Below are 12,493 nucleotides of genomic sequence, written 5' to 3'. Positions count from 1 at the left end.
CTATGCGGACAGCCCGGCACCACTCGCCACAAAATCGTGATGGAACAATTCCCGACCATTGGATTTCAACCTTCGGCGCGAATGTGCTGAACGCGAAAGGCTGTGGAAAGTCAACTTTCGGCACCGTGCCTGGCGCGCAGATCGGGTTTCTGACGCTGCTGTTGTGGTATTGCCCGATCTTACTCGGGAGAGATTCGATGGCCGTAATCGATATTCTGGCGTCCGTGGCTTTTGCCGCAACTATGACTGCGTCCATTTCACCGTCCGAGACAAATGTGCCGGCCTTCCGGCCGCTCGGCGTTTCGCAGGATACTCTGCCGTCAGCGCTCGGCTGCAAACCGATCAATGGCGAGCAGCCGGATACGACAGGTCAGTACTCATGCAACGTTCTGCCTGGCGGAAGCGACCTCTTTGATCAATATGTGCTAGCCTACGTCCACGGCATGGGAATATGCAACGTTGTCGCGATTTCCCGTTACATCGACGATGATCAGCGCGGCACGACGACACGGCAGGTTTACAAGGAGGCGGCTTCGCTTCTCGCTTCCCAGTTCGGGCCAGCGGACGAGAAGGTCGACCATGTCGCCACGTCCAAATTCGGAAAGGACGGCATGTTCCGGCAGGCGGTCATCGCTCAGGAGCGGCAGGTGTTCGAGCAGTGGGACAATCTGAGCACGAAGTTCCAGAATGCCCAGTCGGCCAGCGTCACGATTTCTGGAAGTGAGGACTGGGGACTGGCGGTCTACAGCATTTTTCGCTTTGCCCATAACGATGCCTGCCTGAGCAGCCTGGAGCAGCAGACCGGACTGTCTGGCGAGGATGGTGAGTGATCAGCTAGCTGGCGATCGCTAGCGACAAGCCGGCGACCGCCGGAGCGGCGGCTTGAAGACGGGAGCAGTGATCAGGTGTTCGAATGGCGCCTGGTCTCGTTCCAGTCAAGATGTGAACAGTGCCCGCAGGCGAGCGAATAAACCTGGGCGATCCACGCCAAGAATACCGCGTACATAGTGGGCGGCTGTGGCGGCGCTGACCGTCGCGCCGAAATGGCAGTAGCAAAGAACGTTATGCAGTTCGCCGTCGGTTAGACTGAAGAACTTCTTGGCCTGGCCATAGGTATCGTTCTCAAGCCCCGCTGCTCGCAGGATCGGGTCCTCAAAGGCGACCGAGATCGGCGAGTTATCGCTACGCAGGAGCGATAGCACTGAGGTCGGCTGATGTTCGGTCTGGTAGAGGGTAGCCAGTCGTCGATGCGGGCTCAACTCGAGAAGCTCCACCCAGCGCTCGAGACGCTCGCTTCGTGACATGATGCGGTGCGGATATGCCTGGTCGATATCCGCAATATTCTGCAGTTGCTCCAATGTCTGATGTTTCATGGTGGGCTCCATTCGGCTGAAATTTGCGCAGCCCCATTGCCGCGTACGCCCTGAATAATTGAGCTAGGGGACAGCGAGGCCCAATCAAGATCCTTGCGAAAGGATTTATGCAGGTCGGGAGCAAGTTGCACGACAGTCTGCATTCTATCTGCAGAGCTTGCTGAAGAGCGTTGCTTCGCGTCGGCGACCGCGGCCGAAGCCGAACTCAGCGACAGTTTTGTTTCAATTAAGCGCGGCGGACTTGAACTGGCCCCAGATCGTCTCAGGAATCTCATCATTTTGTCCGGAGACATCTGCAGCTATATGCGAGAGCTGGGTCGACCCGAGTACTGCGGAAAATACCATGGGGTCCCGAAGCGGGAATTGTACTGCTGCCATCGAAATATCCAGCCCCGCGCTCTCAGCTATCCGATGCGCGAGAGCCAGGCCGAGCCTCAATAGGCTCGAGCCGAATGAGCGCGCTTTTGTCCTGGTTACAGGATCCGACGGACCCTCGAAAAACGGTGGCCCGGGTACCGCTTAGCTAACTTCCCTTGTGCGTACATTTCGACAATCGCAGTCTGGTAGAGGGACAATACTGCCCTATGGTAGCGTTTTTGATTGACTGCAACACGGCATACGCTAGCTTTCTTAGAGACTGCTGATTCAGCATGTGTGGGATGCATCGGAAAAACCTAGGCGCAGGCACAACGCGGAGGCCCACCCATATGCCGGAAAATCGTGAGAATTGGCCTACGCTAGTTCCACATGGATCCGAATTCTTCAGCCGTGTCGCAGCTGTTTTCTCGCTATGGGATCTCGACCTCGTTCTTATTGATTGGTCTGAGACGCTCGCGAAACGCTCGGGCTTCAACAGGCAGCAACCCACAAGGCTGGGCGACATTTACCCCATGTTGAAAGCCCCTCCCTCAGCGGACCTCGTACAACTCGTCATCAAAAACGGCACGCCACAATCGCTACGGATAGGTGTGTCGACCGACAACGGCTATGACCTGCTGCTACTGCCGGCAAAGGAGGGATTGGCAGTTATCGAGATCGCCGTTGCTGACCGTATTGAATCGACACCTGCGCATGAGCAGGAACGGGCTCTCCTCTTGCATCAGGCAACCCATGACGCCCTGACCGGGCTTCCCAACCGCCGGCAGTTCAGCGACCAGTTGGGGCGCTTTCTTCCGACCAGCGGCGGATGCGGTCTCGCCCTGATGCAGATTGATCTCGACGACTTCAAGCCGGTGAACGATACCTTGGGACACGGCGCCGGAGACATCGTTCTGAAGCTTGCAGCCGCCAGGATCCGAAGCGTGCTCGGTAGTGGCGAAACAGCCTTCCGACTTGCTGGCGACGAATTTGCCGTCATTCAAACTTCTCACGAGCAGCCCGCAGAGGCAGAACGACTGGCAGATGCGCTTGTTGGCGAATTCAAGAAACCATTCGTGGTGGACGGCATCACTGTCTTCGTGGGAGCCAGTATCGGCATTGCGATCGCGCCCCGTGATGGCGATGAGGGCGAGCAATTGATGAAAGCAGCCGACGTCGCCCTCTACGCTGCCAAAAAGGAAGGACGCCGTCGCGCACGAACCTTCGATCCCAGCATGTTGGTGGTCCTGGAACAACGGGAGTTGCTGAGGCGCAGCCTCAGGGTCGCGCTCCATCATGGCGAGTTCTTCCTCGAATATCAGCCTCTTGTTGACCGCTCACGCACCGTAACCGGCTTCGAGGCTCTCCTACGCTGGCGCCATCCGAGGCTCGGCGTGATTCCTCCCATTGCCTTTATCCCGATGGCAGAGGCAGATGGGCTGATGAGCGAAATCGGCCAATGGGTGCTGGAACAGGCCTGTCGGGAAGCTCTGAGCTGGCCGGACCATTACACCGTTGCCGTCAACTTATCCCCGGCGGAATTCTTGACAGCAGGTTTCACCGATCGCGTGTCGCAAACACTCGATCTTATCGGTCTTCCCGCCGAACGCCTGGAACTCGAGATTACGGAAACCGTCCTTCTGGAGCGCACGATCAACAATCTCGATACTTTGAACACCCTGAACGTGCTTGGCATCCAGATCTCGCTCGACGACTTCGGGACGGAATACTCATCCCTGAGTTACCTGAAGAATTTTCCTTTCGATAACATCAAGATCGACAAATACTTCGTCAACGACCTCCTAAGCGACGAAAAGAGCCGGACGATTGTACGTTCCGTCATTGCGCTCTCGCATGGGCTCGGCATGCGCGTCACTGCCGAAGGCGTGGAGACTGCCGAACAGGCCGCGTGGCTCCTGGAGGAAGGCTGCGACAGACTGCAGGGGCATTTCCTGAGCCCACCGATGCATGTCGATCACATTCGCCAATTCATCGCCCCCCGCAAAGGACGGCGGGGGAACGGCGGCGGGGGCCGGGATGCAACCGGGATGGCGATCGGCCAGGGAGGTGCAGGTTGAAAAGGCAGGAGGCGACGGCGATGGCAGACGCAGCTTTTGAGCAACTCCTCAATCTGGAAATGGAGATGGCAACGTTCACGTCAGACTGGCTGCATTGCGACCAGCTCTCGAACTACGTTGCCCAAATGGTCAGCCATGACCGCCGTGATCCACTGCGCCATTCCAACCTTCTGTCCTCCGCCCTCAACGAACTCCTCGAGATGTCGTTTCGCTCGGAGGCGCAAGAGGGTGAACTAGCATGCGTCTTCTATCGTCATGAACAAGTCGAGCGGATCGAGTTGAGTTTTCCGTGCCGATCGCAACAGCACCGCTTTTACGCTGAACTCGTCCGGGGTCTGAAACACCGTGGAAAACTGGCGAACTACGTGAAGGTCATCGCCGACGAGACGGCTCCCCTGGAACAAGCGATCCTGTTGGGATTGGCGGTCAACTATGATGCGGAGATAGAGCTGCGCGCTTCGGCAGCCGAGGCGCTCACTTTCGTTGTCGACCTGCCTCTTGAAAGGCTCCTCACTTGACCGCGAACAACCCCTCCCCTGTCTTTACGACGCAATTCGACACAAGCAACCAGGAATTCGTGGCAACAGGCGTCTTCCGGCCTCGTTCGATCGCAGACATTGCGGACGATCTGCTTCTGTTGCGCGACAAAATCGAAAAGGTGCACGGCGTCTTCTACGTCAATCTGAAACGCGTCACCCACATGAACAGCACGGCGTTCGGCGCTCTGGCGCGTGTTCTCGTCGATGCCTCGTACTCCCGACCCGAACTCAAGATTGTCGTGCTCGCATCAAGTGTCGTCACATGGGCGACACAGATGTTTCGGCACCTTGGGGAACTTTCGCCCAACATTTCCATGGAGATTTATGACTCTGCTTTCTATCCTGGTCAGGCGTTCGTCGAGGATAAGAGCTTCATACCGATTCTCCGGACCCAGACGAAAATGACCTGGCGTCACGAACGGACGATTTTGCCACGGCACGGTCTGCGCGGCGGCATGGCGATTGCCGACATTTGCTGCGGCATCGGTGATTTCGCTATGCTTGTCAGGAAAGAATTCGACCCCGCCAGGATTGTCGCGCTTGATCATTCCGTGGCCAGCCTCGACTATGCGCGCTCCGTAGCGGAAGACTTCTGCGTTCGCGATATCGAATATACCTTTGGCGATGCATCACAGATGCTGTTCGAAAGCGACCAGTTTGATTTTGTGACGTGCCGCCACTCGTTACAGATCTTCGATCGGCCCGAGCTCCTTCTGAGAGAACTCTATCGGATCTGCAAGCCGGGTGGCCGGGTCTACATCACAAACGAAAAGAACTCTCACTGCCTGGGTGAACCGCGCGCCGAAACTATCCAATGGACCTATAACGAGGTCGCCAAGCTCTTTCGCCATTTCGACATGGACGTCGAAATGGGACCAAAGGGTTCTCGCCTCTTGCTGGATACCGGTTTCGAGGATGTAAGGATCGAAAGTTTCATGGTCACCAACCACGACGGCGACCCGCAGGAGTTCGCCGATGTCATTGAAGCCTGGGAAGATGTCTACGCAGGCGACATGTCCGCTAGACGCGGGGACTCTCCCGAGTTCGTCGCCCGCTTCAGGCAGGGCTTCAGGGATCATATCTTTGCAGCGCTTCACCCGAGAGGCTATGCTGGTTGGCCGATCTGGGCGGCGTCGGGGCAGAAGCCGCTATGACCGCTGCGCCAAAGAAGCCAAGCCTCGGATTACGCTCCTTTCGCACGAAATTCATCCTTGTCGTCGGCGGCGCCGTGCTTTTCGATCTTCTTGTCAGCGGCAGCCTGGCGCTCTGGAACGTGCAACGGCTATCGCGTGACGCGACGACTCAAGTCGGAGAAGGGCTTGAAAAGGCAAGCCAAGACTATATTCGCTCGTCCACCGAGTCCACCGTTGCACAGGTTGGGCTGCTTCTTAATCAGGTGCATTCCGACGTTAAGGCGCTCGCTGGCGTCTTGCAGTCGCAGATAGATCGGCCGACGAGGAACAGTAAGGTTGGGGCCGCAATGGCCAAGGCTGATCCCAACGCCGTGACGGTCACTTTCGACAGCGGCGGCGGTTGGGCGCAGAACGCTCCCGGGTCACCATCCGTCGTTAGTGTCTGGGGTTATCTTCTCGACAAGGATCACCATCCGCTGCCGCAAGTGCAGACAGACATCGAAACCAGCGCAGTTCTTGATCTGGTTGCTCCTAACCTCCTGCAAAATGGAGCATCCAAACTTCAAATGTACTATATCGGTCCGAAAGAGCGGCCGATCTTTAGAACGGCTCCCTATACGGACCAGGCGCAGACGTTCGACAGGCTCTACCCCGGCCACAATAAAGAAAACTTCTGGACCTTCTTCTTTCCGGGCATCTACGAGTCATGGCAGCAGTGGGCCCGAAATCCAGCCTCACGCCCCGTTCCTGAAGACATTACCCAGACTGCACCATACACAGACGCGATAACGGGAAAGCTGATCGTCAGCTTTTTTCATCCTCTCTGGACGGCAGATCGCCGCGACGTCGCCGGGATAGCCGGCGCCGACATAACGCTCGACCAGCTGGCCGAAATCGTCGAACACGTGAAGGTCGCCGAAACCGGTTTCGGCTTCCTTGCCATGTCCAACGGCAATGTTGCCGCAATTAACCGGACGGGGGAGAAGATCATCGGCTTGCGCGCGGCGAGCGACGCCACCAACCAGGGCGTGACCGGCGTTGACCGCTCGCTGCGAAACAGTACGCAGAAAGCTATTGCCTCACTTCCACTCGACGCCGACGGCGTCATTCACCACATTTCACTGAGAGAGAATGGCGAGGATGTGCCCTATCTGGTGGTCACCAAACAGCTCCGCCCATCGAATCTTTGGGTCAACGGTCCGGTTCAACGCGAGGTCATGTCGCTTGGTATCGTCGTACGGGAGCACGAAATTTATGCGTCGCTTATCGCTGCTCGAGAGCAGATAGCGCGTGCCACCAATCGTATCCTGCTTTACCAGATTCTTGCGGTTCTGGTGTCTTTGCTCATCGTTGCGGCCGCAGTATTTGCGGCGTCGAAGCGCATCACTGGCGGGATCAGCGCCTTGGCAGCCGCTGCAAGGAGCATTGAGGCGAAGGACTATTCCGTTCGGGTGGCGATTACCAGCAAGGATGAGGTGGCGCAGGCCGGACTTGCCTTCAATCGCATGGCCGAGCAGATCAGCTTCCATACGGAGAATCTTGAAAAGCTGGTCGATGAACGGACGAAGGAAATCGAGGCGGCAAAGGAAGAAATCGAGGCGTTGAATACGCAGCTGAAGAGCGAGAACCTGCGCCTCGGCGCAGAGCTCGATGTAGCACGCCACATCCAGATGATGGTTTTGCCGCGGCCGGCTGAGCTTGGAGCGGTCGAACACCTCGATATTGCCGCCTATATGCGTCCGGCCGACGAGGTTGGTGGCGACTATTATGATGTCCTGCAAAACGGCCGAAGCCTGAAGATCGGCATTGGCGATGTAACCGGTCACGGGCTGGAAAGCGGCGTGCTGATGCTGATGGTGCAGTCGGTCGCCCGTGCCCTCCAGGAAGCCGGAGAAACCGATCCTTCGAAATTCCTCGCGCATCTCAATCGGGCGATATTCAAGAATATCGAGAGGACAAAAACCGACAAGCACCTCACTTTGTCATTTCTTGACTATGACGGCGATCGCCTCACCATTTCAGGACAGCATGAAGACCTTATCGTCATCCGCAAGACAGGTGAAGTCGAGCGGATCGATACCGGTGACCTCGGTCTGCCGGTTGGGCTTGAATCCGATATTTCGCCTTTTGTTGATACTCGCGAGATATCGTTCAAGCAGGGCGACCTTATCGTGCTCCACACGGACGGTGTTACGGAAGCCGAAAATCCGCGTGGCGAGCTGTTTGGCATCGACCGGCTCTGTCAGAGTGCGCGGCTTCTTCATGGCCAGACCGCGGAGGAAGTGAAGGATGGTATCGTCGAAGGTTTGATGGCCTACATCGGAACTCAAAAAATACATGATGACATCACGCTGGTCGTGATGCGGCATAGGTGATGACATGGCAGTCGTACTCTATGGGCAGGAACACCTCGCCTCCTCCACTGCAGCCCACGCAATTCGGCTTAGGTTGCTTGATGGCCCACTTGATCTGGCCTGGAAGCACTCCGGCATGACGTCTGATTTCATTGCAGAAATGATGGTCTCAAGGTTTCGGCCGCCGAAACGGATCTACAACCAGCTCAAACAGGACATCGGTTACCTTGCAAACGAGCTGATAGAGAACGCTATTAAGTTTCGCATTCGCGGCGAAGTGGTTGTCGAAGCCCTGGCGCAAGCCGATTGTTTGCGGCTTAGGGTGTCCAATTTCGTTGACCGTGAAACGGCTGGTAGATTCAAGCAACTGCTCCGCAAGGTAACGAGCGGTGATCCGAGCGAGCTGCTTATCAGGCAGATCGAAGCAAACGCCACGGCCACGTCAGGCAATGCATCGGGCCTCGGATTGTTGACCCTGATGAGCGACTACGAAGTGCAATTGGCCTGGCTCTTCCAGGAGGACGACCCTTACGACCGAACAAGACTTGAAACCTATGCAGCTATGTCAATTCCGGCATGAAACAGCAAGAGGTGCGCGATGGAAATTAGAGAAGAAGCCTACCGCGTCTGGTCCGAAGGCAGCACCGTCTATTTCGATGGGACAATGCGATTATCGGGGCCTGACGCTTACGCCCCGGTCCAAGAACTCGCCATGAAGGCGCTCGAAAACGGTAGCGGCAAAACCACTTTGGACCTGACGGGGTTGGAGTTCCTCAATTCCTCCGGCATAAATCTGCTTGCCAAGCTGACAATCGAAGCGCGCAAACGCCCGGAGATCCATTTGACCGTTCTGGGTTCCTCCCAAATTTCGTGGCAGACGAAATCGCTACCCAATCTGAAGAAGCTGCACCCCGGCGTCGATCTGAGGATGACCTGACAGCCGCCTGTGCGGCCACGCAGAACGGGCGGCGGGTCTCCCTCTGGCCCGCTTGGTACTCTGGTGCTCCCTTCGTCAGTACAATTCCATTGCAAGCACTTGCGCTGGCAGTTCTGGTCTCATTGCCAGCAATTCACCGGCCAAACCAGTCGCAGACGGCACCGTCAACGCACGTTTGCTCTCGTCAACGCTCCCATCGATGGCGCAATTGCAGAGAAGACGACTGCGCAGTGCTTGCCTCGCTTGATGCGGAGCGCAACACGGCGCGCGAGCGCGTTCGCTAGGATGCAACTTGACCAGCTCGATTTCGGCCGCTGTTTGCGAATGCGCGGAAAGTGCCCACCTCTTTAAGACGGCGTCCGGGGCAACCTGTCTCAAGGCGGCAAAGCTTCACTTCGAAATAATTGCTCGCCAGAGAATATATAAGTTGACAGTAACGGTAAGGTTTTGCACGAGCGCGTACAGAGCCGCGATCGCTATCTGGTGCAAGCAAAGAGAAGCCGCATGTCGACACCCTTCCTGACAACGTCACAGATTGCCTATCACGCGGCAGGAAAGAGCATCCTTTCCGGGATAGACCTGACATTGACGAGCGGACGCATCTGCGGTCTGGTTGGGCAGAACGGTAGCGGCAAGAGCACGCTTCTAAAAATCATGGCCCGAGAGATTGCCCCGACATCAGGTGGGGTCGAGCTGAAAGGCGAGGCGATTTCGCGCTGGGACGCCAGACCCTTCGCCCGGCAGGTTGCCTACATGCCGCAATTCACACCAGCGACCGATAGCATGACGGTTCGTGAACTGGTGGCGCTTGGCCGATTCCCGTGGCACGGCACGCGATTGTCGTCGTCCTCCACGATATCAATCTGGCCGCCCGCTATTGCGACGAGATCGTGGCCTTGAGGAAAGGCCGCATCTCGGCACACGGCACGCCAGCCGACATCGTAAGGTCCGATGTGGCTCAAATCGGTCTTCGATCTGGAAATGGGTGTCTTTCCGCATCCGGTCAGCAACGATCCGATCAGCTACGTTCTCTAAGCCGTAGTCTTGCGATCCGGCTTTGACCGAGACTCCACTCAGTGAGCTGTAATAGAGCCGCGGTGCAGTGAACCGCGTGAAAGCATTCTGCATACGCTCGGCCGTTTCACCAGCGCCGATCAGAAACTCGTCGACGAGGCCATAGAACGAACCGATCTCGAGCTCTGGTTGAGGGGAGGCTTTGGCTGGTCGCTCGGCTGGAATGGAGTCGAGCGAGGCACCGTTGATGGTTTCCGCACCAAGATCCTGGGCGCTTGCGTTGCCAAGCAGGCCCAGGGTCAGCGACACGACGAGAAAGATCGTTGTTTTCATGAGCGTGAAATCTACGACTGGCCAAGTTGTTCCAACGGCGGCGTCCGTTGAGGCAGGCGGGAGTTCAATATCATCAAATGGTAACGCCTGGATCGCCATGATGCTGGCGCAGAACGCGCAGTGCCTGCTTCTTGATGAGCCGACCTCCGCGCTGGATCTGCTACACCAGGACAGCGTGCTGGCACTGCTGCGCGAACTCAGCCACGAGCGCCGGCTAACGCGCGTTGCCGCTCGCCGCCGGACATGCTTGCGACTGGGCTGTCTGCAAAACGCTGTTATTCGTCTGCAGGTGCTTCTGGATCGCTTGGGGTCGTCTCCCGGGGTGATAGACGGGCATTACGGCGAGAACGTCACCAAGGCGATCGCTGGCCTGGAAGCCATGCGGGGCATCCCGACCGATGGAAAGCTGGATCCTGAGGTCATTCGCCTCTTGCTTGACGACCAGCCAGTCATCGGGGCCTATGTAATCTCCCCGGAAGACACACAAGATCTCGTCGACCGCATTCCCAAGGACTACGCCAGGCAAGCCAGGATGAGGTACCTCGGATATACAAGTGTTGCCGAGAAACTGTCCGAGCGTTTTCATATGGACATCGATCTTCTGAAGGCACTGAACGCAGGCACGCCGTTTACGGTCGGAAAGACAATACTGGTGGCGATGCCCGGCAACGCGAAAGAAGATATGGTCAAGAGGATTGAAGTGCGACGACGAATTGGGCAAGTCCTGGCGTTTGGCAAGGATGGCTCCCTGCTGGCCGTTTATCCCGCCACGATCGGCAGCAGGCAAACGCCTTCGCCGTCAGGAACCCACAAGGTCAAGGGCGTCGCGCGAATGCCGCCATACAGTTACGATCCGAAAATCAACTTTCAGCAGGGAAAGAACAAAAGGCCCCTAACGCTGCCCAAAGGTCCGAACGGCCCGGTTGGAACCATCTGGATCGATCTGACAGAGCCGACATATGGAATTCACGGCACACCGGAACCCTCCCTTATCGACAAGATCGGATCACATGGATGCGTCCGCCTGACCAACTGGGACGCCGAGGAATTGGCCGCGATGGTAAAACCAGGCGTGACTGTCGAGTTTGTCGACTGACGCGAGCCTGTCAGATGTCTTGCTGACGAGGCCCAGCGCTTTCTCGTCACATAGGACACCACGTCGCTCGATGAGGTGTTCGACAGCCGACACGGCTGGCCGGCGAACAGGCCTCGATCTTGCTATCCCTTTGCCGGAGGCGCCAGCGGCGCGGTATCAGCTCGACAGTTCCCTGGCGCGGGCGTTGATCTTCTCGCATGCCTCTTCGTATGGGTCACGCATCGGGATCAAACGCGACGCACCAAGCAGCAAAAGCGATTTCAAATGCTTCCAACCGCCTTCCTCGCCGGCAACCGGGGCATAGGACGTCATTGCCGTGCGGCCCTCAGCGGCATAGAGGCGCTCGTACTCTGCAAAGTTTGAGAAGTTTTCGTGATTGTCGCTTGAAATGTGGAACGTCTCGGCCGCGGCGCCTTCGGCAAGAACTACCTCATGAGTATCGAGCAGGACCGCATAGTACTCGATCATCGTGTCGTCGGCAGGAAGGATCGGCGCAATCGTCGTACCGTTCACGAGATCACGCACCCGGATCAAAACGCCATTCAGGAACAGAGCATGACCTGGCGATAGATAGAGATCAGAATGTGGCGCGCAATCATCCAGCGCATGGCGCAAGACCCGGATCGGCACGACACCCTCCTGCCAGCGTGCACCGCTCTTCTTGAACACCTGGCGACCGACCCATTTGATCCGTCGGGCATCTCCGTCCGCAAGCGCCACGCGATCACCGATGCGAAGATCCTCAACACGCTTTTCACCGCGATCGGTGAGGATCGACGTCCCGCGCAGGAAGCACTGCGCGCCGCCGCCACCGCCGCCACCGCCAGCGTTTCCACCAGAATTGCCGTTCCCGCCTCCACCGGAGTGACCGCGCCCCCAGCGCCGGCCCATGGCACGCGCAGGAGACGATGAGACCGCCGCTGCTATGGTTGCGACGCTCGCGAAACGTGCACCGGCCGCAGCCGCCACACCTAGAAAATGCCTGCGCGCGGTATTGAGGGGCAACTTCCGATCATCGGGAGATGACATGCTAGCTTCCTTTGAAAAAAGAGTGACGCCAGCACAAGTTACAATAAGTTGCATCGCGTTGAACTTCGCAGAATAGCGCTGCCGCCTACCGAAAAGGTAGTATGCATCGATAGTCAGCTGTGATCAGGCAAAAGCACTTAGAGCTTCGCCCACTCTCGTTGTCCGGAAGCTTCGGCCGTCTTGCGAATTCCCTTCGCAGATACTGTCCGCCAGCATCGCGAACGGCACATCTGCAGACTTGCTCAATGCG

Annotated in this window: 11 protein-coding genes and 1 pseudogene; 9 read left to right on the top strand and 3 right to left on the bottom strand. The window is 57.4% G+C overall.

Features of this window, described 5'->3' with window-relative positions; genetic code table 11:
* Window positions 1-197: 197 nt before the first annotated feature.
* Window positions 198-830 (top strand): hypothetical protein, encoded by a 633-nt coding sequence (locus tag AC1DE4_RS15110; RefSeq protein WP_025660249.1) that lies wholly within the window; start codon window positions 198-200, stop codon window positions 828-830.
* Window positions 831-935: 105 nt separating this feature from the next.
* On the opposite strand, the gene AC1DE4_RS15105 is transcribed toward AC1DE4_RS15110, so the two are convergent.
* Window positions 936-1,373 (bottom strand): hypothetical protein, encoded by a 438-nt coding sequence (locus AC1DE4_RS15105; RefSeq protein WP_025660248.1) that lies wholly within the window; start codon window positions 1,371-1,373, stop codon window positions 936-938.
* Between the two features lie 222 nt (window positions 1,374-1,595).
* Entirely contained in the window at window positions 1,596-1,751 is a 156-nt protein-coding gene (locus tag AC1DE4_RS15100) for a hypothetical protein (RefSeq protein ID WP_477881916.1), read from the bottom strand.
* Window positions 1,752-2,080: 329 nt separating this feature from the next.
* Here AC1DE4_RS15100 and AC1DE4_RS15095 point away from each other — a divergent pair, with 329 nt between their 5' ends.
* The 8 genes and pseudogenes from AC1DE4_RS15095 to AC1DE4_RS15060 all read left to right on the top strand — a co-directional run bounded on the left by AC1DE4_RS15095 (window position 2,081) and on the right by AC1DE4_RS15060 (window position 11,214).
* On the top strand, window positions 2,081-3,808 hold the full coding sequence (locus AC1DE4_RS15095) for a putative bifunctional diguanylate cyclase/phosphodiesterase (RefSeq protein ID WP_025660246.1): 1,728 nt from the start codon (window positions 2,081-2,083) through the stop codon (window positions 3,806-3,808).
* A 20-nt stretch (window positions 3,809-3,828) separates the two neighbouring features.
* Window positions 3,829-4,326: a hypothetical protein gene (locus tag AC1DE4_RS15090; protein WP_037216559.1), complete on the top strand. Its 498-nt coding sequence runs from the start codon at window positions 3,829-3,831 to the stop codon at window positions 4,324-4,326.
* Window positions 4,323-5,501 (top strand): methyltransferase domain-containing protein, encoded by a 1,179-nt coding sequence (locus tag AC1DE4_RS15085; protein WP_477881914.1) that lies wholly within the window; start codon window positions 4,323-4,325, stop codon window positions 5,499-5,501. The genes AC1DE4_RS15090 and AC1DE4_RS15085 overlap by 4 nt, the downstream gene beginning before the upstream one ends.
* Window positions 5,498-7,855 carry a SpoIIE family protein phosphatase gene (locus AC1DE4_RS15080; protein ID WP_477881912.1) on the top strand — a complete coding sequence of 786 codons (2,358 nt, stop codon included), beginning with the start codon at window positions 5,498-5,500 and terminating at the stop codon, window positions 7,853-7,855. The genes AC1DE4_RS15085 and AC1DE4_RS15080 overlap by 4 nt, the downstream gene beginning before the upstream one ends.
* 4 nt (window positions 7,856-7,859) lie before the next feature.
* A complete protein-coding gene (locus tag AC1DE4_RS15075) occupies window positions 7,860-8,414 on the top strand; it encodes a slr1658 superfamily regulator (protein ID WP_477881910.1) in 555 nt (184 codons plus the stop codon).
* 18 nt (window positions 8,415-8,432) lie between these two features.
* On the top strand, window positions 8,433-8,771 hold the full coding sequence (locus tag AC1DE4_RS15070) for a slr1659 superfamily regulator (protein WP_025660241.1): 339 nt from the start codon (window positions 8,433-8,435) through the stop codon (window positions 8,769-8,771).
* A gap of 504 nt (window positions 8,772-9,275) precedes the next feature.
* Window positions 9,276-9,806: pseudogene (locus tag AC1DE4_RS15065) on the top strand (ABC transporter ATP-binding protein).
* Window positions 9,807-10,218: 412 nt separating this feature from the next.
* Window positions 10,219-11,214, top strand: a complete 996-nt coding sequence (locus tag AC1DE4_RS15060; RefSeq protein ID WP_477881907.1) for a L,D-transpeptidase family protein — start codon at window positions 10,219-10,221, stop codon at window positions 11,212-11,214.
* A 156-nt stretch (window positions 11,215-11,370) separates the two neighbouring features.
* Here AC1DE4_RS15060 and AC1DE4_RS15055 read toward each other — a convergent pair whose 3' ends face one another.
* The gene (locus AC1DE4_RS15055) at window positions 11,371-12,243 is read right to left on the bottom strand and encodes a Hint domain-containing protein (protein ID WP_025660238.1); all 873 of its coding nucleotides are present in this window, start codon (window positions 12,241-12,243) and stop codon (window positions 11,371-11,373) included.
* Window positions 12,244-12,493: the final 250 nt, after the last annotated feature.

This window comes from Rhizobium sp. 10N414 (assembly GCF_056394785.1).
This window is presented reverse-complemented; position numbering and strand designations above follow the sequence as displayed.